General features: G+C 67.7%; 19 protein-coding genes. 16 read left to right on the top strand and 3 right to left on the bottom strand.

Features of this window, described 5'->3' with window-relative positions:
- The first annotated feature begins 177 nt into the window (after positions 1–177).
- The 4 genes from AC5IG3_RS03535 (at position 178) to AC5IG3_RS03520 (ending at position 3,199) form a co-directional block, all read left to right on the top strand.
- Positions 178–1,101, top strand: coding sequence for a carbohydrate porin (locus AC5IG3_RS03535; protein ID WP_491904894.1), 924 nt, complete (start codon positions 178–180; stop codon positions 1,099–1,101).
- Between the two features lie 270 nt (positions 1,102–1,371).
- A complete protein-coding gene (locus tag AC5IG3_RS03530) occupies positions 1,372–1,608 on the top strand; it encodes a type II toxin-antitoxin system Phd/YefM family antitoxin (RefSeq protein WP_491904893.1) in 237 nt (78 codons plus the stop codon).
- The gene (locus AC5IG3_RS03525; RefSeq protein WP_491904892.1) at positions 1,608–1,913 is read left to right on the top strand and encodes a type II toxin-antitoxin system VapC family toxin; all 306 of its coding nucleotides are present in this window, start codon (positions 1,608–1,610) and stop codon (positions 1,911–1,913) included. Before AC5IG3_RS03530 ends, AC5IG3_RS03525 begins: the two co-directional genes overlap by 1 nt.
- A gap of 38 nt (positions 1,914–1,951) precedes the next feature.
- Positions 1,952–3,199 (top strand): oxidoreductase, encoded by a 1,248-nt coding sequence (locus tag AC5IG3_RS03520; protein WP_491904891.1) that lies wholly within the window; start codon positions 1,952–1,954, stop codon positions 3,197–3,199.
- Positions 3,200–3,217: 18 nt separating this feature from the next.
- Here AC5IG3_RS03520 and AC5IG3_RS03515 read toward each other — a convergent pair whose 3' ends face one another.
- Positions 3,218–4,162, bottom strand: a complete 945-nt coding sequence (locus AC5IG3_RS03515) for a LysR family transcriptional regulator (protein WP_491904890.1) — start codon at positions 4,160–4,162, stop codon at positions 3,218–3,220.
- A 133-nt stretch (positions 4,163–4,295) separates the two neighbouring features.
- On the opposite strand from AC5IG3_RS03515, the gene AC5IG3_RS03510 reads away from it, so the two are divergent.
- Complete coding sequence (locus AC5IG3_RS03510) at positions 4,296–5,819, top strand: CoA-acylating methylmalonate-semialdehyde dehydrogenase (RefSeq protein WP_491904889.1); 1,524 nt, start codon at positions 4,296–4,298, stop codon at positions 5,817–5,819.
- A gap of 45 nt (positions 5,820–5,864) precedes the next feature.
- Here AC5IG3_RS03510 and glk read toward each other — a convergent pair whose 3' ends face one another.
- Positions 5,865–7,715 carry a glucokinase gene (gene glk, locus AC5IG3_RS03505; RefSeq protein ID WP_491904888.1) on the bottom strand — a complete coding sequence of 617 codons (1,851 nt, stop codon included), beginning with the start codon at positions 7,713–7,715 and terminating at the stop codon, positions 5,865–5,867.
- A 241-nt stretch (positions 7,716–7,956) separates the two neighbouring features.
- Between glk and AC5IG3_RS03500 the strand changes: the two genes are divergently transcribed.
- From AC5IG3_RS03500 to AC5IG3_RS03455, 10 genes are all read left to right on the top strand, one after another.
- Positions 7,957–9,228, top strand: a complete 1,272-nt coding sequence (locus AC5IG3_RS03500; protein ID WP_491904887.1) for an ABC transporter substrate-binding protein — start codon at positions 7,957–7,959, stop codon at positions 9,226–9,228.
- Between the two features lie 103 nt (positions 9,229–9,331).
- Positions 9,332–10,246 carry a carbohydrate ABC transporter permease gene (locus AC5IG3_RS03495; RefSeq protein ID WP_491904886.1) on the top strand — a complete coding sequence of 305 codons (915 nt, stop codon included), beginning with the start codon at positions 9,332–9,334 and terminating at the stop codon, positions 10,244–10,246.
- Complete coding sequence (locus AC5IG3_RS03490; protein ID WP_491904885.1) at positions 10,246–11,082, top strand: carbohydrate ABC transporter permease; 837 nt, start codon at positions 10,246–10,248, stop codon at positions 11,080–11,082. Before AC5IG3_RS03495 ends, AC5IG3_RS03490 begins: the two co-directional genes overlap by 1 nt.
- Positions 11,083–11,092: 10 nt before the next feature.
- Positions 11,093–12,778: an alpha-glucosidase family protein gene (locus AC5IG3_RS03485; protein WP_491904884.1), complete on the top strand. Its 1,686-nt coding sequence runs from the start codon at positions 11,093–11,095 to the stop codon at positions 12,776–12,778.
- Positions 12,779–12,794: 16 nt separating this feature from the next.
- Complete coding sequence (locus AC5IG3_RS03480; RefSeq protein ID WP_491904883.1) at positions 12,795–14,477, top strand: alpha-glucosidase family protein; 1,683 nt, start codon at positions 12,795–12,797, stop codon at positions 14,475–14,477.
- 53 nt (positions 14,478–14,530) lie between these two features.
- Positions 14,531–15,667, top strand: a complete 1,137-nt coding sequence (locus tag AC5IG3_RS03475; protein WP_491904882.1) for an ABC transporter ATP-binding protein — start codon at positions 14,531–14,533, stop codon at positions 15,665–15,667.
- 120 nt (positions 15,668–15,787) lie between these two features.
- On the top strand, positions 15,788–17,545 hold the full coding sequence (locus tag AC5IG3_RS03470; RefSeq protein WP_491904881.1) for a glycoside hydrolase family 13 protein: 1,758 nt from the start codon (positions 15,788–15,790) through the stop codon (positions 17,543–17,545).
- A 28-nt stretch (positions 17,546–17,573) separates the two neighbouring features.
- Positions 17,574–19,676 (top strand): alpha-amylase family protein, encoded by a 2,103-nt coding sequence (locus AC5IG3_RS03465; protein ID WP_491904880.1) that lies wholly within the window; start codon positions 17,574–17,576, stop codon positions 19,674–19,676.
- 54 nt (positions 19,677–19,730) lie between these two features.
- Complete coding sequence (glgB, locus tag AC5IG3_RS03460) at positions 19,731–21,923, top strand: 1,4-alpha-glucan branching protein GlgB (protein ID WP_491904879.1); 2,193 nt, start codon at positions 19,731–19,733, stop codon at positions 21,921–21,923.
- A gap of 175 nt (positions 21,924–22,098) precedes the next feature.
- Positions 22,099–25,461: a glycoside hydrolase family 15 protein gene (locus tag AC5IG3_RS03455; protein ID WP_491904878.1), complete on the top strand. Its 3,363-nt coding sequence runs from the start codon at positions 22,099–22,101 to the stop codon at positions 25,459–25,461.
- An 18-nt stretch (positions 25,462–25,479) separates the two neighbouring features.
- Here the strand turns inward: AC5IG3_RS03455 and AC5IG3_RS03450 are convergent, their stop codons facing one another.
- Entirely contained in the window at positions 25,480–25,953 is a 474-nt protein-coding gene (locus tag AC5IG3_RS03450) for a winged helix-turn-helix transcriptional regulator (RefSeq protein ID WP_491904877.1), read from the bottom strand.
- An 88-nt stretch (positions 25,954–26,041) separates the two neighbouring features.
- Here AC5IG3_RS03450 and AC5IG3_RS03445 point away from each other — a divergent pair, with 88 nt between their 5' ends.
- The gene (locus AC5IG3_RS03445) at positions 26,042–26,905 is read left to right on the top strand and encodes an SDR family oxidoreductase (RefSeq protein ID WP_491904876.1); all 864 of its coding nucleotides are present in this window, start codon (positions 26,042–26,044) and stop codon (positions 26,903–26,905) included.
- The last annotated feature ends 15 nt before the right edge of the window (positions 26,906–26,920 follow it).

Genomic DNA, 26,920 nt, shown 5'->3' with positions numbered 1-26,920 from the left:
CCACAATGCAGATAAGCGGCAAGCGTGGCTAACAAGCAACGGCGCAATTGACAGTAATTAAAGCGCCGATACATTTGCAAGTCGCGCTGATGCAACGCAATTGATTTACCCAGTTAGTCAGTGTTTTTCGATGGCCGACTCACGGTCTTTTGTTCCAACCAAAGAGGAGATACTCACATGACCCGTACTTTCAAACTCGCCGCCATTGCTGCAGCTACGTTCATGGCTACGGCTGCATTCGCAGCACCGACGATCGACGCCAACCTGGAACTGGACACCAAGTACGGCAATCAAGACCGTGGTCTTAGCCAAAGCGGCCGAGTTGAAGTCAACGTCGCTGGCAAGGCCGGTGGTGACAACGGCTTCGTTGCTGGCCGCGGCACGCTGCTGCTGAAGAAAGACGGCACGACCGGCGTGGACGACATGTGGGGCCAGATCGGCACCTCGGTTGCCGATGTCAAGTTCGGCCGCTTCGAAGCCGCTGACCTGTTCCCGGTCGGCAAGGACGTTTACGTCGAGAACGACGGCGTCAACGGCTACCGTGCCAACACCCTGCGCGGCCGCTTCGGCAGCAACCCGGTGCACCTGGCCCTGTCGGTGAACGCAGTTCCGGGCGTCGGCCTTGAGCTCGGCATCGTCGAGACCAAGAACGCTGGCGAGACCAAGGGCGTCCGCCCCGCCGTGTCGTTCAACGCAGGCCCCGTGTCTGTCAAGCTGGGTTTCGAAACTTCGAAGACCAACGCTACGGCAACTGCTGCTGAGTCGAAGCTGACCGGTTTCGGCGGCACGGTTGGTGTGCCTTTGATGGGCGGCACCGTGAACGTCAACGCAGCTACCGCCAAGGTCAAGGTCACTGGCGCTGCTGACGTCAAGAGCACCAGCTTCGGCCTGGTTGGCGTGTTCGGTGCAGCTGGCGTGGCTTACATCGCTGACAAGACCGGCGATGCCAAGCAAAACACGTTCTATGTGGCCTACTCGCTGCCGCTGTTCGCTACGGGTGCAACCATCACCCCGGCTGCTTCGTACAGCAAGCAAAAGAACGACGCAGCCAACACCGCTGCCAAATCTGGCGTCGCAGTTCGCGTCAACTACGCATTCTGATTCCCTGCCCTCCCGCCTCGCGCGGTTGGGCATGTGCACAGCGGCACCTGCTCCGGAGCGCCGCTGTACGGGATACCGAGAGAGCTGGAGCTGACCCTCTGGCCCTCTCTCCGGGCGATGACTTGTTCATTCAAACCGCAAGCTCCGCAAGGTGCTTGCGGTCTTTTTTTGGGCGAGGGATTCCAGGGGGAGACATCCGCCCAGCCAGCCTGATCCGCACTAAACTGCGTGGCGCCTGTGCTTGTAAGGCACCCACCAGGAGTCACCGCTATGGAGACCGTGAACATTCAGAACGTCAAGCTGCACTTATCCCAGTTGGTCGACAAGGTGGTCTCTGGCGAAGAGATCGTGGTCAGCCGCCGTGGCAAGCCGATCGTGCGCATCACGCAACTGGAGCCACCCAAGCGGGTCGTCAAGTTTGGTGTGCTGCGCGACAAGGTGCAAATAGCGCCCGATTTCGATGCTCCCCTAACCGCTGAAGTCCTGGCTGAATTCGAGGGCCGTTGATGCGACTGATCGAGGCAGCCGATGAGGTCTATGTGTCTGCAGCATCGATCTGGGAAATCGCCATCAAAGCTCGACTGGGCAAGATCGAGGCCGATACCGACGAACTGGTTGCGGCCATCGACGCCAGCGGCTTCATCGAACTTCCTGTCCGCGCCGCACACTCGGCCCAGGTGAGCCGGATCACCCGGTATCACAACGATCCATTCGATCATCTTCTGCTGGCCCAGGCCATGACGGAACCCCTCAGGCTCCTTTCGGCCGATGCGGTCTTGCGCAAATACACCGACCTCGTGATCGCCGCCTGACCGGCTTCAGCCCCCGCACGCCCTCCTCCCCGACCACCATGAATTCCACCCCCCTCCAAGTCGCCCTGATCGGCTACGGCTACGTCGGCCGCACCTTCCATGCCCCCTTGATCCGCAGCGTGCCGGGGCTGGCGCTTGCGCTGGTAGCGTCGAGCGACGCGGCGCGCGTGCACGCCGATCTGCCTGATGTGGCGGTGACGGCCGACTACCTGGCCGCCGTGCAGGCGCCGGGCATCGATCTGGTCGTGATCGCCACGCCCAACGACAGCCACCACCCGCTGGCGCGCGCGGCGCTGCGGGCGGGCAAGGCGGTGGTGATCGACAAGCCCTTCACCGTGACGCTGGCCGAGGCGCGCGAACTGGTCGCGCTGGCCGATGAGCGCGGCCTGCTGCTATCGGTGTTCCACAACCGGCGCTGGGATGGCGACTTCCTGACGCTGGCGGCGCACCTGCGCAGCGGCGCGCTGGGCGAGGTGCGCGAGCTGACCTCGCGCTTTGACCGCTATGACCCGATCCCGCGCGACCGCTGGCGCGAAAACGCCGGCCCGGGCGCCGGTCTCTGGTATGACCTGGGCCCGCACCTGGTCGACCAGGCGCTGTGCCTGCTGGGCGCGCCCGACACCGTCAGCGCCGACCTGGCCACGCTGCGCGCCGGCAGCCAGTCAACCGACTACGCCCAGGTCGTGCTGGGCTACGACCGCGCCACCGCACTGGGCGCCGGCCCGTGCCGCGTCACGCTGCACTGCACCCGCCTGGCCGCCCTGCCCGGCCCGCGCTTCGAGGCCCACGGCAGCCTGGGCAGCGTGACCTGCCACGGCCTGGACACGCAGGAAGACCAGCTCAAGGCCGGCATGGTGCCCGGCGCGTCCGGCTGGGGCGACGATGCGCGCCCGATGCAGTGGATGGACTGGCGCGACGTGCTCACCGGCGCCAACACCCGCACCGAGCGCGCCGCCACGCCGCTGGCGCGCCTGCCCGGCGACTATCGCCACTACTACGCCGGCATCGCCGCCGCGCTGCAAGGCCAGGGCGACAACCCGGTGCCCGCCACGCAGGCGCTGCTGACGATGCAGGTGATGGAGCTGGCGATGCGCAGCGCCGAATCCGGCCGCCGCCTGTCACTGGCCGATGAGCAGGTGTCGGTGCAGGACGCGGACGAATCCGACGAAATCGAATTCGCCCTGGCCACGCGGCCGGCCGGTCTGGACGAGCGGGTCAGCGCCGACCCGGACTTTCAGCGCCTGAGCGAGACCTACCGGCGCGCGGCGCGCGAAGCCCAGTCCTAAGCCGACTTCGTCGCTGCGTCACAGCCCGAACCCCGGCTTGAACACCGTCCGCAAGTGCGCCACCAGCGCGTGCACTGCGCGTGGTACGTAGGGGCTGTAAGGGCGCAGCGCGTAGAGGTGTTCGCCGAAGACACCCATCGGCGCCCAGTCGGGCAGCAGTTGCAGCAGGCGGCCGCTGCGCAATTCGGTCTGCGCGCTGAAGTCGGGCAGCAGCGCCACGCCCAGCCCGGCCAGCGCGGCCTCGCGCAGCGCCTCGCTGTTGTTGGCGCTGAACGGCCCGCGGATGCCCACGGTGATCGGCGCCACGCTGATATCCGTATGCCGGAACTGCCAGGTGGGCGCCGCGCCGGCGCGAGGGTAGTAGAGGCAATCGTGTAACGCTGCGTCGGCGGCCAGGTCGCCCGGGTGCTGAGGCGTGCCGCGCTGCTGCAGGTAGGACGGGCTGGCCACCAGCAGTGAGCGCGTTTCGGTCAGCGTCCAGGCGACGTGGGTTTCGGGCGGGCGGGCAGTGTGGCGCACGGCCAGATCGAAGCCTTCCTGCGCCAGCGAGACGATCTGGTCCGACAGCACCAGTTCGATGCGCACTTCCGGATGCGAGCGCAGAAAGTCGGGCAGCGTGGGCACGATCTGCTGGCGGCCCAGCGCCACGGGCGCGGTGACGCGCAGCAGCCCGCGCGGCGCGGCGGCCAGGTCCTTGACGCCGGCAAAGCCGCGCTCGATCTGCTCGAAGCCGCTGCGCGTGGCGTCGGCCAGCTGCTGGCCGGCCTCGGTCAGGCGCACGCTGCGCGTGGTGCGCTGCACCAGCGGCACGCCCATGGCGCGCTCCAGCTCCGAGATGCGCTGGCTCATTGCCGCCTTGCTCACGCCCAGCCGCTGGGCGGCGGCGGTGTAGCTGCCCAGGTCGCCCAGCACCGTCAGCCAGTGCATGTGCGACCAGAGTCCGTCGACGCGTTTGGCTTCCATGGTTGTTTAGGGTTTGTATTGAAGATTGTTCATTTTATTGAACGGTGTATCCCGTCGCCAGGGATAGTCAGCGGTTGCGCGGCTGCCTAGACTGCGATGCATCGTCCTGCCCCCACTGATTCGGAGATTTCCCATGGCCGCACCCGTCGCTTACACCGCCACCGCCGATCTCGGCCACTACATCCACGGCGAGCGCGTCGCCGGCAGCAGCGGCCGCTCGCAGGCGGTGTACAACCCCACGACCGGTGCGGTGGCGCGCCAGGTCGCGCTGGCTTCGGTCGATGAAGTCAACGCCGCTGTCGCCTCGGCCAAGGCCGCCTTCCCGAAGTGGGCCGACACGCCGCCGATCCGCCGTGCCCGCGTCATGAACAACTTCCTGGCGCTGCTCAACCAGTACAAGGACGAGCTGGCGGCCATGATCACCGCCGAGCACGGCAAGGTTTTCACCGACGCGCAAGGCGAAGTGATGCGCGGCATCGACATCGTCGAGTTCGCCTGCGGCATTCCGCAGCTGCTCAAGGGCGACTTCACCGACCAGGTCTCCACCGGCATCGACAACTGGACGCTGCGCCAGCCGCTCGGCGTGGTCGCCGGCATCACGCCGTTCAACTTCCCCGTCATGGTGCCGGCCTGGATGTTCCCGGTGGCGATCGCCTGCGGCAACACCTTTGTGCTGAAGCCCAGCGAGCGCGACCCGTCGCCCAGCCTGTTCATGGCCGACCTGCTCAAGCAGGCCGGCCTGCCGGACGGCGTCTTCAACGTCGTGCAGGGCGACAAGCTGGCGGTGGACACGCTGCTGAACCACGTTGACGTCAAGGCGCTGAGCTTTGTCGGCTCCACCCCCATCGCCCAGTACATCTACGAAACCGGCGCGCACAACGGCAAGCGCGTGCAGGCCCTGGGCGGCGCCAAGAACCACATGGTCGTGATGCCGGATGCCGACGTCGAGCAGACCGTGGACGCCCTCATCGGCGCCGCCTACGGCTCGGCCGGCGAGCGCTGCATGGCGATCTCGGTGGCGGTGTTCGTCGGTGACGAGATCGCCAACAAGATCGTGCCGCTGGTGGCCGAGCGCGCCCGCCAGCTCAAGATCAAGAACGGCATGGAGCTGGACGCCGAAATGGGCCCGATCGTCACCGCCCAGGCGCGCGACCGCATCGAAGGCTACATCGGCATCGGCGTGGAAGAGGGCGCGCAGCTGGTGGTCGATGGCCGCGGCCACAAGGTCGCAGGGTTCGAAAACGGCTTCTTCACCGGCGGCACGCTGTTTGACCACGTCACGCCCGAGATGCGCATCTACAAGGAAGAAATCTTCGGCCCGGTGCTGGCCTGCGTGCGCGTCAAGTCGTTTGGCGACGCGGTGGACCTGGTCAACGCCCACGAGTTCGGCAACGGCGTGGCCTGCTACACCGCCGACGGCGGCGTGGCGCGCGAATTCGCCCGCCGCATCCAGGTCGGCATGGTCGGCATCAACGTGCCGATTCCGGTGCCGATGGCCTGGCACGGCTTCGGCGGCTGGAAGCGCAGCCTGTTCGGCGACATGCACGCCTACGGCGAAGAAGGCGTGCGCTTCTACACCAAGCAGAAGAGCGTCATGCAGCGCTGGGCGGCCAGCACGCCCAAGGGTGCCGAGTTCGTGATGCCGACGGCGAAGTAAAAGCCGAAAGCCGGGGGCTCCCCCGCAGGGAGCCACCCCGGACGATCAGCGGCTGTGCGAGCTGAGCTTGCCGAAGCGCTGATCATCCTGCCGGGCCAGCGCGGCGTTGATCAGCGCGCGCCGCTCCAGCGCCAGGTCACTCACCAGCACGTCCAGGATCACGGTCTGCATCAGGCGCGAGACCATGGGCACCACGGCCTGCGCGTCCTCGGCGTGCTCGACCGGCAGCACCATGTCGGCCATGCGGCCCAGCTCACTGCGCTGCGGGCACATCGCGATCACCGGTGTGCCGGCGCGGCGCGCCCGCGCCACCGCTTCGTTGAGCGGCTCCATCGCGCCGGAGTTGGACAGCACCAGCAACACATCGTCAGGCCCCAGGAACGCCGCGCTCAGGCTCTGCAGCGCGGCGTCGGTGCGCGCCACCGCCGTCAGGCCCAGCCGGCCGAACTTGTTCTGCGCGTCCTCGGCCGCAATCGCGGCGTTGCCGGTGCCGTAGATCTCGATGCGGCGGGCACGCGCCAGCGTGTGCACCGCGCGCTCGAACACATCCGGGTGCAGCCGGTCGCGCAGCGCGATCAAGGCTGAGATCGAGTTGTTCAGGATCTTGCCGATGCGTTCGGCCGCCGGGTCGCTGGCCTGCACCTCGCTGTGCGCCACCTTGGTCGTGCCCGACAGGCCCGAGCCGAGCCGCAGCTTGAAGTCCGCCAAGCCCTTGAAGCCCATCGAGCGGCAGAAGCGCATCACCGTGGGCGTGCTGACGCCGCAGCGCTCGGCAATGCGTACGATCGGGTCGCTCATCCAGGCGCGCGGTGCCGACAGCAGATCCTGCGCCACCAATCGCTCGGAAGCGGTCAGCCGCTCCAGCGCGGCGCGGATGTCATCGAGCAGGGGCGCGGCGCCCTGGTCGGCGGTGAGGTGGTCTTCCAGGAACGCCGATGCACCGCGCAGCGCTGCATGCGGCGCGTCGACCACCCAGGTCGGAATGCGCGCCAGCCAGGGCGCGAAGCGGCCCTTGCGCTCGAAGCGCTCGCGGAAAGCCGAGTGCTCGAAGAACGGCAGGATCTGCGGCACGATGCCGCCGCCGATGTAGAGCCCGCCGGTGCTGCCCAGCGTGAGCGCCAGATTGCCCGCCACCGTGCCGAGCATGGCGCAGAACACCGCCAGCGCACGCCGGGCGGTCGCGTCAGGCGGCTCGGCCAGGGCGGCGGCCGAGATCTCCGGCGCGGTCAGCGGTGTGATCAACATTTGCCCTGCGCGTTCGGCCAGCACCTCATGGATCAACTCCAGCCCCGAGGCCGAGATCAGCCGCTCGCCCGAGGCGTGGCCGTAGCGCGCCAGCGCGCGCTCGACGATGGCCGCTTCATCGTCGTCCTGCGGCGGATAGCTGACGTGGCCGCCCTCGCTGGCCAGCGCGACGCTGCGGTCCTGCACCGGCACCAGCGCCGACACGCCCAGGCCGCTGCCCGGGCCGATCACGCCGATCACGCCACCGGGCTGGGCCTCGCCGCTGCCGACCTTGACGCGCTCATGCGCCTCCAGTCGCGTCAGGCCCATCGCCAGCGCGCTGTAGTCGTTGACCGCCACCAGCGTCTTCAACCCCAGGCTGCGGCGCATGGCGCTGACGGAGAACGCCCACGACCGGTTGGTCAGCCGGACCTCGTCGCCCGTGATCGGGTTGGGCAGCGACAACGCGGCATGCCGCACCACCGGCTGGCCGTGTTCGGCCAGAAAGGTGCGCAGCGCGGCTTCGAGCGTATCGAAGCGATCGGCGGCCAGCACGTCATAGGCCAGATAGACGTCGGGCGCCGACTCCAGCGCCAGCCGCAGGTTCGAGGCCCCCACATCGGCCAGCAGCCGCGGTCCATCGGCATAGGGGTGAGGATCAACAGGTTTCATGCAAATAAATTGTAATGAAATTACGCCGTAACTGTGTTGAGTCATTACAGCCATGCAAGTGGCACTTGAGTGAAACGACCTCTTCAACGCAATCGTTTGCATCCCAAGTAGTTCATTGCAAGAATTTCTTTTTTTGGCTTGTTGCGCGCTTGGTGTTTACCCTGATTCCGGTGTCGATGTAAGAAAATTACATTCTTGATTGTGGCAAGTCTAGCCACCCAATCTGCGGAGACAAACAACCATGTCCATCATGATCAAGCAAGTTGCAGCCGGCATTGCGCTGGCGTTCGGTGCCCTCGCAGGCACGCACGCGGCCACCATCACCATCTCCTGCGGCTCGAACGCGGCGGACGTGGAGTACTGCGGCAAGTACGCCGAAGACTGGGGCAAGGCCAACGGCCACACCGTCAAGATGTACTCGCCTCCGGCAAGCACCACCGACAACCTGGCGCTGCTGCGCCAGCAGTTCGCGGCCAAGTCGTCCGACCTCGACGTCATCATGATCGACGTGGTCTGGCCCGGCGTGATCAAGGATCACCTGGTCGACCTGAGCAAGTACAGCAAGGGTGCAGAGAAGAAGCACTTCCCCGCGATCGTGGCCAACAACACCGTCAACGGCAAGCTGCTGGGCATGCCCTGGTTCACCGACGCCGGCCTGTTGTTCTATCGCAAGGACCTGGTCGAGAAGTACGGCGCCAAGGCCCCCAACACCTGGGAAGAACTGGCCGCCACGGCCAAGAAGATCCAGGACGGCGAGCGCGCTGCCGGCAAGGCCGACTTCCAGGGCTTCGTGTTCCAGGCCAAGGCTTATGAAGGCCTGACCTGCGACGCCCTCGAGTGGGTCTACAGCTTCGGCGGCGGCACCATCGTCGACAAGGACGGCAACATCACCATCAACAACCCGGGTGCAGCCAAGGCGCTGGACACGGCCGCTTCGTGGATCGGCACCATCGCCCCGGCTGGCGTGCTGAACTACGGCGAAGAAGATTCGCGCGGCGTGTGGCAGAACGGCAATGCCGCTTTCATGCGCAACTGGCCTTATGCGTGGTCGCTGGGTCAGGCCGCCGACAGCCCGATCAAGGGCAAGATCGGCGTCGCCGCTCTGCCGGCAGGCTCGGGCACGGGCGCCAAGAAGGCCGCCACCCTGGGTGGCTGGCAACTGGCGGTGTCCAAGTACTCCAAGAACGTCGATGCTGCCGCCAGCCTGGCCATGTACATGACCAGCCCGGAGATCCAGAAGAAGCGCGCTGTGGGTGGTTCGTACAACCCGACCATTCCTGACCTCTACAAGGACGCGGACATCGCCAAGGCGAACCCCTTCATGGTCGAGCTGCTGGACGTCTTCACCAACGCGGCAGCCCGTCCGGCCACCGCCACGGGCCTGAAGTACCCGGAAGTGTCGAACGCGTTCTGGGACGCAGCGCACGACGTGATGGAAAAGAAGACCACCGGCGCAGAAGCCGTCAAGAAGCTTGAAGGCAAGCTCAAGCAGATCAAGCGCACCAAGTGGTGATCTGCTGAATCGGTGCCCGTCACGCGTGTGACGGGTCCCTGTGGCGGGTGGCGGCAGGAGCTGCTTGCCCGCTTGATCGTTCCGTATGCCTGGGCGCACCCCGATGAAAAACCGAACTCGCACAGCCTGGATCTTCCTGGCGCCGATGCTGTTCCTGATGCTTCTGGTGGCGGGCTGGCCGCTGGGGCGATCGATCTGGTTCAGCTTCACTGAAACCAACATCAACGACATCACCGCCAGCACTTATGTTGGCTTTGGCAACTATTTCGGCGAATTCGGCCTGTTTGCCAATTCGAACTACACCGAAGGCTTCTGGGCCAGCGACTGGGGCACCTCGATCCGGAACACCTTCAAGTTCTCGATCGTCTCGGTGATCCTCGAAACCCTGTGCGGCCTGGGCGTGGCCATGCTGCTCAACCAGGAATTCAAGGGCCGTGCGCTGGTGCGCACCGCCGTGCTGGTGCCCTGGGCCATTCCGACCATCGTGTCGGCCAAGATGTGGGGCTGGATGCTGCACGACCAGTTCGGCCTGTTCAACCAGATCCTGCTCGACTGGGGAATCATCTCCGCCAAGATCGCCTTCACCGCGGACCCGGCCTATGCACTGTGGACCGTGGTGGCAGTGGACGTCTGGAAGACCACGCCCTTCATGGCGCTGCTGATCCTCGCGGGCCTGCAGACCCTACCCAAGGATTGCTACGAAGCAGCGCGCGTCGACGGCGTGCACCCGCTGCGCGTGTTCTGGAGCGTGACGCTGCCGCTGATCAAGCACCCGCTGATGGTCGCCGTGATCTTCCGCCTGCTGGACGCCCTGCGCATCTTCGACCTGATCTTCGTGTTGACCTCCAACAGCGGCAGCACCATCAGCATGTCGGGCTTCGTGCGCCGCGAGATGGTGGACAACGGCAACCTGGGCTACGGCTCGGCCGCGTCCACGTCGCTGACGATCATCATCTTCCTGACGGCGCTGCTCTTCATGCGTGCCGCCCGCGTCAAGCTCAACGAGGAGTCGAACTGATGAACCATCGCCCGCTCTGGGGTTCCATCGTTCTGTACGCGCTGGCGACGCTGGTCGTCGTGGCGTCGGTCTACCCCTTCATCTACACGGTGGCCACGTCGCTGAAGACCGGCTCGGCGCTGTTCAGCCCGAACCTGATTCCCGACGAGCCGACCCTCAGGAACTACATCCAGCTGTTCGAGGGGCGCCAGCCCTTCGGCCGCCAGCTCGCCAACTCGGTGCTGGTCGCCTCGGTGACGGTGGTGATCTCGATGTTGATGGCCATCACCGCCGCCTACGCACTGGGCCGCATCCAGTTCAAGGGCAAGGGCATGCTGCTGCTGGCGATCCTGGCGGTGTCGATGTTCCCGCAGGTGGCGGTGTTGTCAGGCATGTTCGAGCTGATGCAGGCCCTGGGCCTCTACAACCGCTCGATCGGCCTGGTGGTGCCCTACACCATCTTCACGCTGCCGTTCACGGTCTGGATCCTGACGACCTTCATGCGCGGCCTGCCCAAAGAGCTGGAAGAGGCGGCCATCATGGACGGCTGCGGCCCGCTGCGCATCATCTTCGAGATCTTCATGCCGCTGCTCGCGCCGGCGCTGGTCTCCACCGGCCTGCTCGCCTTCATCGGCGCATGGAACGAATTCCTGTTCGCGCTGACCTTCGTGTCCGACGACAGCCAGCGCACCGTACCGGTCGGCATCTCGCTGATCACCGGTGCCACCGCCTATGAAGTGCCGTGGGGCAGCATCATGGCCGCCTCGGTGATCGTGACCGTGCCGCTGGTGATCCTGGTGCTGGTGTTCCAGAAGAAGATCGTCTCCGGCCTGACCGCAGGCGCCATCAAGGGTTGAGGTGAGCGTGATGACGGCAGCCAAGACATCGAATGCCAACTGGTGGCGCGGCGGGGTGATCTACCAGATCTACCCGCGCAGCTTTGCCGACAGCAACGGCGACGGCGTGGGCGATCTGCCGGGCATCACCGCCCGGCTCGACCACATCGCCGCGCTCGGCGCCGATGGCATCTGGCTGTCGCCGTTCTTCAAGAGCCCGATGAAGGACTTCGGCTACGACATCAGCGACTACTGCGATGTCGACCCGATGTTCGGCACGCTCGACGATTTCAAGGCACTGGTGGCGCGGGCTCACGCGCTGAACCTCAAGGTGATGATCGATCAGGTGTACTCGCACACCGCCGATGTCCACCCCTGGTTCGTCGAGAGCCGCAGCAGCCGTGACAACGCCAAGTCCGACTGGTACGTCTGGGCCGATGCGAAAGACGACGGCAACCCGCCCAACAACTGGCTGAGCATCTTCGGCGGCAGCGCCTGGCAGTGGGACACCCGCCGCCGGCAGTACTTCCTGCACAACTTCCTGACCAGCCAGCCCGACCTGAATTTCCACTGCCCTGCGGTGCAGGACGCGGTGCTGGCGTCGGTCAAGTTCTGGCTGGAGCTGGGCGTGGACGGCTACCGGCTCGACGTCGTCAACTTCTACTTTCACGATCAGCAACTGCGCAGCAACCCGGGCCGGGGCATGCCTGACGGCAGCGACCCGGCGGTCAGCCCGGTCAACCCCTACGCCTGGCAGTGGCACCGCCACGACAAGAGCCAGCCCGAGAACCTGGTGTTCCTGCAACGCCTGCGTGCGCTGCTCGACCAGTACCCCGACACCACCATGGTCGGCGAGATCGGTGACGACGACGGCCTGGCCCGCGTGGCCGAGTACACCAGCGGTGGCGACAAGCTGCACATGGCGTACTGCTTCGACCTGCTCGGCGAGCCACACAGCGCGCCCTACCTGCACGGCGTCTTCACCCGCTTCAACCAGGTGGTCGGCAGCGGCTGGCCGTGCTGGGCCATCACCAACCACGACATTCCGCGCGTCGCCACCCGCTGGGGGGGAGCGCACCCGGCGCCGGGCCTGCTGCGGCTGGCGGCGGCGCTGCAACTGAGCCTGCGCGGCAGTTCCTGCATCTACCAGGGCGACGAACTCGGCCTGCCCGAAGCGCAGATCGCCTTCGAAGACCTGCAAGACCCCTACGGCATCACGATGTGGCCCGACTACAAGGGCCGCGACGGTTGCCGCACGCCGATGGCGTGGGAATCGGGCAAGGCCGACCTGGGCTTCAGCACCGCCGCTGCACCCGCCAAGCCCTGGTTGCCGGTGGCCGAGTCGCACCGCGCGCTGGCGGCTGATGTGCAGGCCGCCGATGCCCACTCGCTCTTCCACCACTACCAGCAACTGCTGCGCTGGCGCCGTGGCGTGCCGGCGCTGATCCACGGCGACATGCACCTGCTGCCGGTGCATGAGCAGGTGCTGGCCTACGTGCGCGAACAGCGCGCCGAGCACACCGACGAGCAGGTGCTGTGCGCCTTCAACCTGTCGGATCAGCCGGCGCGCTTCGAGCTGCCCGCCGGCATGGCCGTGGCCTCGGTCTTGCATGAGAGCGGCGCCGCAGGCGCCAGCGCCCAGCACGACGGCCATGGCGCCCATCTGACCTTCGAGCCCTGGGGTGTGCTGTTCGCGCGCCTCGCCCGGGTGCTCTGAACTTTTCCACATCGACATGACCAGTTCCCTGACCCCTACCAAGGCGCCCAACAACGAGTGGTGGCGCGGCGGCGTGATCTACCAAATCTACCCGCGCAGCTTTGCCGACAGCAACGGCGACGGCATCGGCGATCTGCCCGGCATCACCGCCCGGCTCGACCACGTGGCCGCGCTCGGGGTCGATGCGATCTGGCTCTCGCCGATCTTCAAGAGCCCGATGAAGGACTTCGGCTACGACGTCAGCGACTACAACGACATCGACCCGATGTTCGGCACGCTGGCCGACTTCCAGGCCCTGATCGACCGCGCCCACGCGCTTGGCCTCAAGGTCATGATCGACCAGGTGCTGTCGCACTGCTCCGACCAGCACGAATGGTTCAAGGAAAGCCGCTCCAGCCGCGACAACCCCAAGGCCGACTGGTATGTGTGGGCCGACGCCCGCGATGACGGTAACCCGCCCAACAACTGGCTGAGCGTCTTCGGCGGCAGCAGCTGGCAGTGGGACACGCGCCGCCGCCAGTACTACCTGCACAACTTCCTGGCCAGTCAGCCCGACCTCAACTTCCACAACCGCGAGGTGCAGGACGCGCTGCTCGCCAGCGTCAAGTTCTGGCTGGAAATGGGCGTGGACGGCTACCGGCTCGACGCCATCAACTTCTGCTTCCACGACCAACAGCTGCGCTCCAATCCCGGCCTGGGCGAGCCGGACGGCAGCAACCCTACCGTGCAGGCCAACAACCCCTACGCCTGGCAGAAGCACGTCTATGACCGCAGCCGGCCCGATGCGCTCGGTTTCCTGCAGCGCATGCGTGAACTGACCGACCAGTACCCCGACACCACCATGGTCGGCGAGATCGGCGACGAGTCCGGCATGCTGATGGTGGCGCAGTACACCGAAGGCGGCGACAAGCTGCACATGGGCTACTGCTTCGACCTGCTCGCGCCCGACGGCAGCGCGCCCTTCATCCGCAGCATCATCAAGAAGTTCGAGGACGTGGCCGCCACGCCCGAGCAAGGCTGGGCCTGCTGGGCGCTGGCCAACCACGACGTCACCCGCCTGGCCACGCGCTGGGGCGGCCACCTGAGCGTGGCGTCGCGCGCCGCCATGCTGCGCACCGCGGCGGCCATGCAGCTGAGCCTGCGCGGCAGCGTCTGCATCTACCAGGGCGATGAACTCGGCCTGACCGAAGCCGACATCGCCTTCGAGGACCTGCAGGACCCCTACGGCATCACGATGTGGCCGGAGTTCAAGGGCCGCGACGGCTGCCGCACGCCGATGCCGTGGGACTCGTCCCAGGCCGATCTCGGCTTCAGCAGCGCTGCCGCACCCGTCAACCCCTGGCTGCCGGTGGCGCCGGCGCACCGCGCGCAGGCTGTTGACGTGCAGCAGGCCGATGCCGGCTCGCTGCTGCACTACTACCAACACCTGCTGGCCTGGCGCCGCACGCAGCCCGCCCTGATCAAGGGTGCGCTGCAATTGCTGCCGGCCGACCCGCAAGTGCTGGCCTATGTGCGCAGCCAGGGCGACGAGCGCGTGCTCTGCGCCTTCAACTTCAGCGACACGCCAGCCCGCCTGACGCTGGACGCCAACCACGCCGTGGCTCATGTGCTGAGCGACAGCGGCGCCGATGGCGTCAGCGTTCAAGGCCAGACGCTGACGTTTGCCCCCTGGGGCGTGCTGTTTGCGCGCCTGGGCTGAAGCGCAGCCCTGATTCCGATACCCACCCGAAGCCCATCACCTGAAAGAGCGCCATGTCCCGCATCGATTTCAAGCAGGTCAACAAGCGTTATGCCCCCGGTTTGCCGCTGACCATCCACAACGCCAGCCTGACGATCGAGCAGGGTGAGTTCTGCGTCTTCGTCGGCCCGTCGGGCTGCGGCAAGTCCACGCTGCTGCGCATGGTGGCCGGACTGGAAGACATCACCAGCGGCGACCTGCTGATCGAAGGCCAGCGCGTCAACGACCTGGAGCCGGCCAAGCGCGGCGTGGCGATGGTGTTCCAGAGCTACGCGCTCTACCCGCACATGACGGTGCGCCAGAACATGGGCTTCGGCCTCAAGGTGCTGGGCGCTGATCTGGCTGCCATCGAGCGCAAGGTCAACGCCGCTGCCGACATCCTGCAGCTCACGCCGCTGCTCGACCGCCTGCCCAAGGCGCTCTCGGGCGGCCAGCGCCAGCGCGTGGCCATCGGCCGCGCCATCGTCAAGGAGCCCAAGGTCTTCCTGTTCGACGAACCGCTGTCCAACCTCGACGCCGCGCTGCGCGTGCAGACCCGTCTGGAGATCGCCAAGCTGCACCATGACCTCGGCTCGGCCAGCATGATCTACGTGACGCACGACCAGGTCGAAGCCATGACGCTGGCCGACAAGATCGTGCTGCTGCGCGCCGGCAAGGACGTCGAGACCAAGGGCAGCGTGGCCCAGTTCGGCACGCCGATGGACCTCTACCACCGGCCGCAGAACCTGTTCGTGGCCGAGTTCATCGGCTCGCCCAAGATGAACATCCTGCCCGGCCGCCTGGTGCGGGCCGAGGCCGACCACGCCGTGGTCGAAGTGCGCGGCGAGCAGATCACCGTCGCCGTGGATGCGCGCTCGGCCAAGGCCGGCGACAAGGTCTCGCTGGGCATCCGCCCCGAGCACCTGCTGGCGGGCGACTCGGGCGAAGGCTCGATCCTGCACTCCAGCCTGCGTCAGATGGAACGGCTGGGCGATATCTCGCTGCTGTATCTCGATGTGGCGCCTGACGCGCCGCTGGCCACGCTGCGCCTGGAAGGCCATGCGACCCAGTCGCCCGGCGCCAACGTCACGCTGCGCCTGCGCCCCGAGCACTGCCACCTGTTCGACGCCAGCGGCGACGCCTATCGCCGCACCACCCAGTTGCCGGCCTGAAGTCCGCGACACCGGCTCAGCCGGTGTCTGCCACCGAGCGCCGCATCCGCCCCGACCACCCTGGTGTGGGGCGGGGCGTTTTTACGTCGCCGAAACGTCATTGAACCCGGGAATCCCGCCATGAGCCACGCTGCCCCGCACGTCGTTCCTCCTTTGTCCTCCTGGTGGAAAGAGTCCGTCGTCTACCAGATCTACCCGCGCAGCTTCTGCGACAGCAACGGCGACGGCGTCGGTGACCTGAAGGGCATCACCAGCAAGCTCGACTACCTGCAGCAGCTGGGTGTCGACGTGATCTGGCTCTCGCCGATCTACTCCTCGCCCAACGACGACAACGGCTACGACATCAGCGACTACTGCAACATCATGAGCGAATTCGGCACCCTGGCCGACTTCGACGAGATGCTGGCCGGCATGCACGCGCGCGGCATCAAGCTGATGATGGACCTGGTCGTCAACCACAGCTCCGACGAGCACGCCTGGTTCCAGCAGGCGCGCACCAGCCGCGACAACCCCTTCCACGACCACTACATCTGGCGCGAGCCGAAAGCCGATGGCGTTTTTCCCCATAACGCGCCGAACAACTGGGAAGCCGCCTTCAACGGCTCGATCTGGGAGTGGAACGAGCCCACCGGCGAGTACTTCCTGCACATGTTCAGCAAGAAGCAGCCCGACCTCAACTGGGAGAACCCGGCGCTGCGCCAGGAGGTCTATGCGCTGATGCGCTTCTGGCTCGACCGCGGCGTGGACGGCTTCCGCATGGACGTCATCAACATGATCTCCAAGCCCTGGCGCGAGGACGGCAGCCTGCCCGATGCGCCGGTGGTGCGCGACGGTTTCCTGCAGCCCGGCTTCGCGCTGACCTGCAACGGCCCGCGCCTGCTGGAGTTCCTGGCCGAAATGAAGCGCGAGGTGCTGGACCACTACGACACCATCACCGTCGGCGAAGCGCCGATGGCCACCACCCAGCAGGGCCGCGAGATCACCAACGCGCAGACCGGCTCGCTCAACATGCTGTTCCAGTTCGAGCACATGGACCTCGACAGCCAGGGCGGCCACATCGGTGGCAAGTGGGACCTGAAACCGCTCGACCTGCGCGACATGAAGCGCACCATGTCACGCTGGCAGGACGAGCTGGCGGGCACCGGCTGGAACAGCCTGTACCTGTGCAACCACGACCAGCCGCGCTCGGTATCGCGCTTCGGGGACGACAGCGATGCGTATCGCGTGGTGTCGGCCAAGATGCTCGCCACCTGGCTGCACCTGCACCAGGGCACACCTTATGTGTACCAGGGCGAAGAGCTGGGCATGACCAATGTGGCGTTCGCGTCGATCGACGATTACCGCGACATCGAGACGCTCAACATCTACCGCGTCGCCACCACCGAGCGCGGTGTGGCGCCGGCCGACATGCTGCACTCCATCCACGTCAAGAGCCGCGACAACGCCCGCACGCCGCTGCAGTGGACGGCAGGCGCGCACGCCGGCTTCACCACCGGCACGCCGTGGATGGCGCTCAACCCGAACTATCCGCAGATCAACGCCGAGCAGGCGCTGGCCGATCCCGGCTCGGTTTTCCACTACTACCAGCGACTGATCGCGCTGCGCAAGGCGCATCCGGTCATCGTGCAGGGCCGCTACGACCTGCTGCTGCCGGATCACCCGCACCTCTATGCCTACACCCGCACGCTGGCCGATGAACGGCTGCTGGTGCTGTGCAACTTCAGCGCCGCGCCGCAGGCCTTCAGCCTGCCGGCCGAGGTGCCCGGTCACGCGACCGAGCTGCTGATGGGCAACTACGACGATACGAGCGCCGCAGACGACCTGCGCGCCCTGACCCTGCGCCCCTACGAGGCGCGTGTTCTGCGCCTGGCGGCCTGATGCTGCCGGGCTAGATGAGACTGCATTGATGGCCACTATCTCCAAATCCACCCCCAAAACTGTCACCCAGACCGCTGCCACTGATCCGGCTGCCACGCCCCCGGCGGCCAAGACGCCGAAGCCGCGCGCGCCCAGGGCACCGAAAGCGCCCAAGGCCGTGGCGGTTGCTGCGCCTGCGGAAGTGGCTGTGGCCGTGGCTGCAGCGCCTGCCGTGCCCGCCGCACCGGCCTGGGTCGCGCCGGACGCGCAACTGGGCCGCGTCTGGACCGAGCTGGCCCAGCGCTTTGCCGGCCAGGCCGACTGGCCGGCGTTCGACGCCCGCGTGCGTGCCCACGCTGGCGCGTTGCGTCAGGAACTGGCACCGCTGTACGGCTGGCGCGAGGACTTCGAGGCCTTCCTCATCAAGCTGCTGGCCAACGCCTACAGCGCCTGGGGCGAGCGCTCGCCGGCGCTCAAGGCACTGGACGCGCAGCGCGAGGCCGCACCGGACTGGTTCCAGTCCAACCGCATGCTGGGCGGCGTCTGCTACGTCGACCTGTTTGCCGGCGACCTGAAGGGCGTCGAGGCGCAGATTCCCTACTTCAAGGAACTCGGCCTGACCTACCTGCACCTGATGCCGCCCTATCTGTGCCCCGAGCCGCACAGCGACGGCGGCTACGCGGTCAGCAGCTACCGCGAGGTCAAGCCCAGCCTGGGCCGCATCGCCGACCTGCGTCGCCTGGCCGAGCGCCTGCGCGAAGAAGGCATCTCGCTGGTGCTGGACTTCGTCTTCAACCACACCAGCGACGAACATGAGTGGGCGGTGGCCGCCAAGGCGCACGACGCCTTCCACAGCGACTTCTTCCTGATCTTCCCCGACCGCCAGCAGCCCGACGCCTACGAGCGCACGGTGCGCGAGATCTTCCCCGACGAGCACCCCGGCGCCTTCAGCCAGCTGCCCGACGGCCGCTGGGTCTGGACCACCTTCCACAGCTACCAGTGGGACCTGAACTACAGCAACCCCGAGGTCTTCAACGCGATGGCCGGCGAGATGCTGTTCATCGCCAACCTCGGCGTCGAGTTCCTGCGCATGGACGCTGTCGCGTTCATCTGGAAGCGCATGGGCACTTCCTGCGAGAACCTGCCCGAGGCGCACCACCTGCTGCGCGCCTACAACGCGCTGGCGCGCATCGCGGCACCCGCGCTGCTGTTCAAGTCCGAGGCCATCGTGCACCCGGACGACGTGGTCAAGTACATCGAGCCGGCCGAGTGCCAGATCTCGTACAACCCGCTGCAGATGGCCTTGCTGTGGAACACGCTGGCCACGCGCGAGGTCAACATGCTGCAGCAGGCGCTGGAGCAGCGCCACCACATCCCCGACGGCACCGCCTGGGTCAACTACGTGCGCAGCCACGACGACATCGGCTGGACATTCGCCGATGAGGACGCGATCCAGTTCGGCATCAACGGCTTTGATCACCGTACCTTCCTGAACCGCTTCTTCGTCAACCGCTTCGAAGGCAGCTTCGCGCGCGGCGTGCCGTTCCAGGACAACCCGGCCACCGGCGACTGCCGCATCAGCGGCACGGCGGCCTCGCTGGTCGGGCTGGAGCAGGACGACCCGCACGCGGTCGCGCGCCTGCTGCTGCTGTACGGCGTGGCGCTGTCGTCGGGCGGCATTCCGCTGATCTACCTGGGCGACGAAGTCGGCGCGCTCAACGACCCGCACTGGGCCGCCGACCCGGCCCAGGCCGGCGACAGCCGCTGGGTGCACCGCCCGCGCCGTGACCTGGCGCGCGCCGCGCAGCGTCACGACCCGAGCACGGCGCCCGGCCGCATCTTTGCCGGCCTGCGCCACCTGATCAACTTGCGCCAGCACCTGCCGGCCTTCGCCAACGGCCGCCTGGCCGCGTTCTGGACCAAGAACGCCGCCGTGCTGGGCTACCAGCGCCAGCTCTGGCAGGATGGCCGCCTGCAGTCCGAGGTGCTGGTGCTGGGCAACTTCAGCGAGTTGCCGCAGACCGTGAGTGCCGAAGTGCTGGCCGGCATGCCGGCGCAGGCGGTCGATCTGATCAGCAACCTGGCCCTGGACTTGCGCGCTGACGTCACACTCGGCGCCTACCAGATGCTCTGGCTGCAGTGCCCCCGCTGAATTTCCAGGCTCGCCGTTGCGGCGGCGAGTCCATAACGATCTGAGGAGTCCCCCATGCTCAACCGCGACGAAGTCTCTGCCCTGATGACCGGCGCCCACGGCGACCCTTATGCCGTGCTCGGGCCGCACCAGGAGGCCGGCGGCGCCTGGACCGTGCGGGCGCTGCTGCCCGGCGCGGTGTCGGTGGCGGTGGTCGACAAGACCAGCGGCAAGACGCTGGCGGCGCTGCAGCGCGCGCCGGACTCCGACCTGTTCGAGGCCGTGGTGGCGCCCGGCGGTGATCGCCCGGCCTATCAGCTTGACGTCGACTGGGGCAGCCACCGCCAGCTGCTGGAGGACTGCTACCGCTTCCCCGTGCTGCTGGGCGACACCGACCTGTGGCTGCTGGCCGAGGGCACGCACCACCGGCCGTTCGAGCAGCTGGGCGCGCACCTGGCCGAGATCGACGGCGTGGCCGGCACCCGCTTCGCCGTCTGGGCGCCGAGCGCGCAGCGCGTCTCGGTGGTCGGCAGCTTCAACAACTGGGACGGCCGCCGCCACATGATGCGGCTGCGGCGCGAGTGCGGCGTGTGGGAAGTCTTCGTGCCGCTGGTGGGCGCGGGGGACCTCTACAAGCTGGAGATCAAGGGCGCCGACGGCAGCCTGTCGCTCAAGGCCGACCCGGTCGCCTTCCGCGCCGAGATGCGGCCGCAGACCGCATCGGTCGTGCATGGCCTGCCGCCGGTGGTGCCGGGCACCGAACAGCGCCGCAGCGCCAACGCGCTGGGCGCGCCGGTCAGCATCTACGAGGTGCACCTGGGCTCCTGGCGCCGCAACGCCGCCGGCGACTGGCTCACCTACCGCGAGCTGGCCGACCAGCTGATTCCGTATGCGCGCGACATGGGCTTCACCCACCTGGAGCTGCTGCCGGTCAACGAGCACCCGTTCGACGGCTCGTGGGGCTATCAGCCCACCGGCATGTACGCGCCGACCTCGCGCTTCGGCAGCCCGGACGATTTCCGCCACTTCGTGCGTGCCGCGCACGACGCCGGCCTGGGCGTGATCCTCGACTGGGTGCCGGGCCACTTCCCGACCGACGCCCACGGCCTGGCCCAGTTCGACGGCACGCACCTGTACGAGCACGCCGACCCGCGCGAAGGCTTCCACCAGGACTGGCAGACGCTGATCTACAACTACGGCCGCACCGAGGTACGCAACTTCCTGGTCGGCAACGCGTTGTACTGGATCGAGCGCTACGGCATCGACGGCCTGCGCGTGGATGCGGTGGCATCGATGCTCTACCGCGACTACAGCCGCAAGGAAGGCGAGTGGATTCCGAACCAGTTCGGTGGCCGCGAGAATTTGGAGGCGATCGACTTCCTGCGCCGCATGAACAACATCGTCGGCACGCAGCGGCCCGAGGCCATCACGGTGGCCGAGGAATCGACCGCGTTTCCCAGCGTGTCGCGCCCGCCCAGCCCCGACCTGCAGAGCGGCGGCCTGGGCTTCCACTACAAGTGGAATATGGGCTGGATGAACGACACGCTGCGCTACATGCAGCAGGACCCGATCCACCGCCAGCACCACCACGGCCAGATGACCTTCGGGCTGGTCTATGCGTTCAGCGAGAACTTCGTGCTGCCGCTCTCGCACGACGAGGTGGTGCACGGCAAGGGCTCGATCCTGGGCCGCATGCCCGGCGACGAATGGCAGCGCTTTGCCAACCTGCGCGCCTACTACGGCTTCATGTGGGGCCACCCCGGCAAGAAGCTGCTGTTCATGGGCTGCGAGTTCGGCCAGGGCGACGAGTGGAACGCCGAGAAGAGCCTGCCGTGGCATCAGGTCGATTACCCGCACCATCAAGGCGTGCAGCGCCTGGTGCGCGACCTGAACACGGTCTACCGCGACTTCGGCGCCCTGCACCAACTGGACTTCACGCCGGCGGGCTTCGGCTGGATCAGCCATGACGATGCGCAGAACTCGGTGCTGTCGTTCACCCGCCATGCCGAGGACGGCAGCAGCGTCGTCGTGGTGTGCAACTTCACGCCCGTGCCGCGTCCTGGCTACCGCATCGGCGTGCCGGCGGCGGGCAACTACCGCGAGATCATCAACACCGACGCCGTCATCTACGGCGGCAGCGGCCTGCACAACGCGGTGCTGGCCACCGACGAGCAGGCCTCGCACGGCCACGCGCAATCGCTGGTGCTGACCGTGCCGCCGCTGGCCACCGTGATGCTGGTGCTGAACGCCCCGAGCGCCACAAGCTGACGACCGGCGCAGACACCCTCTCGCGGCCGCCCGGACAACCTGTTTCGGGCGGCCGTTGTCTTTGTTCCCTGGATTGAAACCCTGGCGCTTGGCGATGGGTTAAGGTCAGGGTATTCCCTGATGTTGGAGCAAGACCCGCACCCATGCCTGGCGCTGGTCTTGCTTCATGAAGCACATGACCTCACGCACCGACTCCGTTTCAACCTCGCCTGTGTCCGCTGATGCCCTGGCGGCGTACACCGCGCAGGCCCGCGCCATCATCCTGACGCGCCAGGACCCCAACACCGGCCTGCTGCCCGCCAGCACCGCCATCACGGTGCACGGCGACTACACCCACGCCTGGGTGCGCGACAACGTCTACAGCATCCTGGGCGTCTGGGCGTTGGAGCTGGCTCACCGCGAGAGCCAGCCCGACGTGGCCGCCGAGTTGCAGCAACGCGTGGTCGCGCTGATGCGCGGCCTGCTGGCGGCGATGATGAAGCAGGCGCACAAGGTCGAGCGCTTCAAGCACACCCAGCACCCGCTGGACGCGCTGCACGCCAAGTACTCCACGCGCAGCGGCGACTGGGTGGTGGGCGACGCCGAATGGGGCCACCTGCAGATCGACGCCACCGCGATCTTCCTGCTGCAATTGGCGCAGATGAGCGCCAGCGGCCTGGCCATCGTGCAGACGCCCGCCGAAGTGGCCTTTGTGCAGAACCTGGTGCACTACCTGGCGCACGCGCACCGCACGCCCGACTACGGCATCTGGGAGCGCGGCCACAAGCGCAACGAAGGCCGGGCCGAGATCAATGCCAGCTCGGTCGGCATGGCCAAGGCGGCGCTCGAAGCCATCAGCGGCTTCGACCTGCTGCCCGGCCGCGCGCCGCGCATCGGCGTGCAGCCCGACGACATCGCCCAGGCCCGCACGACGCTGGCCGGCCTGCTGCCGCGCGAATCCGAGAGCAAGGAGACCGACGGCGCGCTGCTGTCCATCATCGGCTTCCCGGCCTTTGCGGTGGGCGACGTGGCGCTGGCGGATGCCACGCGCGAGCGCGTCGTCGCCAAGCTGCAGGGCCGCTACGGCTGCAAGCGCTTCCTGCGCGACGGCCACCAGACCGTGGTCGAGGACCACAGCCGGCTGCACTACGAACCGGGCGAGCTGCAGCGCTTTCGCCGCATCGAGAGCGAGTGGCCGCTGTTCTTCACCTACCTGCTGATCGACGCCGAACTGCGCGGCGACACCGCACTGGCGGCCGACTACCGCGCGCGGCTGGACGGCCTGATGGTCGAGCGCGACGGCCAGCGCCTGCTGCCCGAGCTGTACTTCGTGCCGCCCGAGGCGGTCGAGGCCGAGCGCGAAAACCCGCGCAGCCAGGACCGCGTGCCCAACGACAACGTGCCGCTGGTCTGGGCGCAAAGCCTCTACCTGGTCGGCGTGCTGCTGCACGAAGGGCTGGTGCGGCCCGAGCAGCTCGACCCGCTCGGCCGCCACCGCGTGCTGAAGCCGTCGGTGGCCGCGCAGGCGGCCGCGCCCGTTTGCGTGCAGCTGGCGCTGCTGGCCACCGGCCCGCTGGTGCAGGCGCGGCTGGCCTCGCACGGCATTGCTGCGCAGACGCTCGCCCAGGTGCAGCCGGTGCAGGTGCGCTATGCCGATGAACTGGACGCCGCGCTGACGCAACTCGGCCGCTGGGACGATCTCGGCCTGAGCGGTCGCCCGCGCGAGCGCCCCGGCAGCCTCGCCACCAGCCGCGCCTACCGGCAGGGCGACCAGATCGAGGTCTTCCTGCCCGCGCTGTTCAACCGCCAGGGCTTCTACCTGAGCCTGGACAACCGCCTGCTGGTCGACGAGATCCAGGCCGAAGTCGCCTACCTGCGCGGCCACTGGCGCACGGGTACGGCCAGTGGTTCCACCTCCACCTCGCCCGCGCAACCGCTGCTGACGCTGCTCATCAGCCTGCCGATGCTCGATGCGCCGGGCGCCGACGGCCTGCTGGCCGCGCTGCGTGAGCTGTCGGCGCCCACCGGCGACGCGGCTGTACCGGTGCGCACCGGTACGCTGGCCGAGCTGCTGCCGCAGGCCGAGGTCTGCCACCTCGACCACCTGCCGCCGCTGCCCGCCGAAGCCGCGCCGGCGCCCGATCAGACCGCCGCGGCTGCCGTGCTGCACTGGGAAGAGGCCGCCACCCGCGCCCTCAGCCCCGCCCGCGCCGCCACGCTGGAGCGCACGCAGGACGATCACTGGCTGCAACGCCAGCTCGACCGCAGCCGCAACCCGTACGAGCAGATCGAGATCCTCGGCCTGCTGGTGCAGCGCTGGGGGCTGGACGCGCACACTGCACCGGGCGTGACGCTGCGCCAGCTGACCGAGGCGATCTACGCCCGCGCCAGCCGCCAGCGCCGCTGGGGCGTGATCCGCCGCGCGGCCGCGGTGCTCGACATCCACGACGAGACCTTCGAGGACGCCGTCGCCCAGATCGTCATGCGCCAGAAGCAGGTCTCGGTTGGCCGCGCCTACAACGCGCAGGCCATCATCAGCACGCCGCTGGGCAACGTCGAGCTGTTCGAGCGCCTGCGCCGCTACGGCGGCACCGACGTGCGCGGCCGCGTGCTGATCCAGGAAATCGTGCTGCTGCTGGGCACGCTCATCAAGGCCGACGCGCCGCTGTTCAAGGGCACGCTGACGCTGCGGCCCTGGTACCTGCTGCTGCTCATCACCGGCACGCTGGCGCTGGAGCATGGCCTGAGCCAGGGCGAGGCCTTCGACCACCTGCTCGAATGCAGCCCGCAGGCGCTGCTGGCGCGGCTGCGCGAGGTGATCGCGCGCGAACAGGAAATGAGCCTCAATCTGGTGCGCCTGCAGTCGCTGCACATCCACGCCGGCCGGGGCAACGGCGCGCTGGTGGCGGTGGAATTCCCGGCCGACAACGACGCGGTGCTGCCCGAAGACGTGCCCGGCTGGCTGGCCTGGCGCGAACTCAGCGGCGTGCTCACCCGCGTGCCGGCCGACTTCTACGAGCGCGTCTGGGCGCTGCTGCGCCAGGTGCCCGGCCTGGTGATCGGCGACCAGCTCGATGTGCGCAACCGCCTCGACAGCGCCCTGGCGCGTGCCGACACCACACCCGGCGAGCGCGGCTTCGCGCTGCAGGTCGAGGACCTGCTCAACAAGATCCACGCGCCCGAATACCGCCAGCTCAACATCGAGGCGCTGCTGGCGCTGAGCGACATCTTCCGCGCCAACGCCGACCTGCACCTCGACAGCTGGCTGGTGATGGACGTGCTGGTGGGCATCGCAGTGCGCCAGGGCTGGGAACAGGGCCTGGACGCCGGACAGGCCGCTGCGGCCGACTACAACGAGCACCGCGCCCAGGCCTGGAAAGACTTCTACGCCAGCCCGCCGCACCGCGTCGCCAACCTGATGATGTCGGCGGTAACCTACCTGGTCGAGCAGGCGCGTCAGGAACAGGTGGCCGCAGCTGCCACCGAAGTGGCGCAGCCGCTGAACGTGGAGGCGGGCATAGACACCGGCGTCGACACCGCCACGGACGCGGCCGATTGAGCCTCTCGCCTCGCAGCGTCAGGCTGCTGCAGCTGTCGGGGTGATGCGTGCGAGAGCCAGACGCCGGAGCCCACCCTGAGGGGTGCTCCGGCTGGCCAGGATCTGGGGCAGCTGCACCTCGATCCAGTCGGCCAGCGCCTGCACATGCTGGGCGACGTCATGGCCCAGAGGCGTCAGGCTGTATTCGACATGAGGCGGCACGACCGGGCGGGCTTCGCGGTGGACGAAGCCGTCGCTTTCGAGCCACTGCAGCGTCTGCGCCAGCATCTTCTCGCTGACACCACCGACCTTGCGGCGCAGGTCGCTGAAGCGGTGCGTCCCTGCCAGCAAGGCCACCAGCACCAGCACCCCCCAGCGGCTGGTGACGTGCTTGAGCACCTCGCGCGATGGGCAGTCGGCCGAGAACAACTCACCTCGGCGCAGTTGATCGGTCAAGGTGACCGCCGTGGCCACGGTCACGGGCGCCCGTTCGGGCAGGGAATCGGTGGACATGGCACTTACCTCCAGGTACGTACTTACTAAAAGTAAGTTAGGCCGGTATTCTGCCGACCCTGTTCCAGCCCACCAAGGACTTTTCCTCATGATCGTCATCACCGGCGCCACCGGCCAACTCGGCCGCCTCGTCATCGACCAACTGCTGGCGGCCCACGTGCCTGCCAGCCACATCGTCGCCGCCGTGCGCGCGCCCGCCAAGGCCGCAGACCTGGCCGCACGCGGCGTGCAGGTCCGCCACGCCGACTACAGTCAGCCCGCCACGCTGGATGCGGCTTTTGCCGGCGCCGAGCGGCTGCTGCTGATCTCGTCCAGTGAAGTCGGCCAGCGCCTGCCGCAGCACCGCGCCGTGATCGAGGCCGCACAGCGCGCCCGCGTCGGCCAGCTGGCCTACACCAGCGTGCTGCGCGCCGACACCTCGCCGCTGGGCCTGGCCGCCGAGCACCGCGACACCGAGGCACTGATCCGCGCCAGTGGCCTGCCCTTCACGCTGCTGCGCAACGGCTGGTACACCGAGAACCACACCATGTCCGTCGGCGCCGCGCTGGCGCACGGCGTGGTGCTGGGCTGCGCCGGCGAGGGCCGCTTCTCGACCGCATCACGCGCAGACTACGCCGCTGCCGCCGTGGCCGCGCTGACCCGCGACGACCTGGCCGGCCGCACTTTCGAGCTGGCCGGCGACAGCGCCTACACCCTGGCCGAGTACGCCGCCGAAATCGCCCGTCAGTCCGGCAAGCCGGTGCAGTACCAGGACATGCCCGAAGCCGCCTTCCAGGCCGCGCTGCAAAGCATCGGCCTGCCCGAGGGCCTGGCCGCGCTGCTGGCCGACTCCGACACCGGCGCCGCCCACGGCGCGCTGTTCGACGACAGCCGCCAGCTCAGCGCCCTGATCGGCCGTCCGACCACGCCGCTGGCCGAAACGCTGCGCGCTGCCCTGCCAAGCGCGGCCTGAGCCACGCCCTGCAGC

Source organism: Leptothrix sp. (in: b-proteobacteria), from assembly GCF_965250675.1.
Lineage (GTDB): Bacteria > Pseudomonadota > Gammaproteobacteria > Burkholderiales > Burkholderiaceae_C > Sphaerotilus.
The sequence above is the reverse complement of the archived record's forward strand: the minus strand, read 5'-3'. Positions and strand labels throughout refer to the sequence as shown.

Coding starts and splice junctions, on each gene's coding strand:
- AC5IG3_RS03470 (WP_491904881.1), top strand. CDS start 15,788: ATGAGCCACGCTGCCCCGCACGTCGTTCCTCCTTTGTCCTCCTGGTGG.
- AC5IG3_RS03480 (WP_491904883.1), top strand. CDS start 12,795: ATGACCAGTTCCCTGACCCCTACCAAGGCGCCCAACAACGAGTGGTGG.
- AC5IG3_RS03500 (WP_491904887.1), top strand. CDS start 7,957: ATGTCCATCATGATCAAGCAAGTTGCAGCCGGCATTGCGCTGGCGTTC.
- AC5IG3_RS03485 (WP_491904884.1), top strand. CDS start 11,093: ATGACGGCAGCCAAGACATCGAATGCCAACTGGTGGCGCGGCGGGGTG.
- AC5IG3_RS03445 (WP_491904876.1), top strand. CDS start 26,042: ATGATCGTCATCACCGGCGCCACCGGCCAACTCGGCCGCCTCGTCATC.
- AC5IG3_RS03475 (WP_491904882.1), top strand. CDS start 14,531: ATGTCCCGCATCGATTTCAAGCAGGTCAACAAGCGTTATGCCCCCGGT.
- AC5IG3_RS03520 (WP_491904891.1), top strand. CDS start 1,952: ATGAATTCCACCCCCCTCCAAGTCGCCCTGATCGGCTACGGCTACGTC.
- AC5IG3_RS03450 (WP_491904877.1), bottom strand. CDS start 25,953: ATGTCCACCGATTCCCTGCCCGAACGGGCGCCCGTGACCGTGGCCACG.
- glk (WP_491904888.1), bottom strand. CDS start 7,715: ATGAAACCTGTTGATCCTCACCCCTATGCCGATGGACCGCGGCTGCTG.
- AC5IG3_RS03455 (WP_491904878.1), top strand. CDS start 22,099: ATGACCTCACGCACCGACTCCGTTTCAACCTCGCCTGTGTCCGCTGAT.
- glgB (WP_491904879.1), top strand. CDS start 19,731: ATGCTCAACCGCGACGAAGTCTCTGCCCTGATGACCGGCGCCCACGGC.
- AC5IG3_RS03465 (WP_491904880.1), top strand. CDS start 17,574: ATGGCCACTATCTCCAAATCCACCCCCAAAACTGTCACCCAGACCGCT.
- AC5IG3_RS03530 (WP_491904893.1), top strand. CDS start 1,372: ATGGAGACCGTGAACATTCAGAACGTCAAGCTGCACTTATCCCAGTTG.
- AC5IG3_RS03495 (WP_491904886.1), top strand. CDS start 9,332: ATGAAAAACCGAACTCGCACAGCCTGGATCTTCCTGGCGCCGATGCTG.
- AC5IG3_RS03515 (WP_491904890.1), bottom strand. CDS start 4,162: ATGGAAGCCAAACGCGTCGACGGACTCTGGTCGCACATGCACTGGCTG.
- AC5IG3_RS03490 (WP_491904885.1), top strand. CDS start 10,246: ATGAACCATCGCCCGCTCTGGGGTTCCATCGTTCTGTACGCGCTGGCG.
- AC5IG3_RS03535 (WP_491904894.1), top strand. CDS start 178: ATGACCCGTACTTTCAAACTCGCCGCCATTGCTGCAGCTACGTTCATG.
- AC5IG3_RS03525 (WP_491904892.1), top strand. CDS start 1,608: ATGCGACTGATCGAGGCAGCCGATGAGGTCTATGTGTCTGCAGCATCG.
- AC5IG3_RS03510 (WP_491904889.1), top strand. CDS start 4,296: ATGGCCGCACCCGTCGCTTACACCGCCACCGCCGATCTCGGCCACTAC.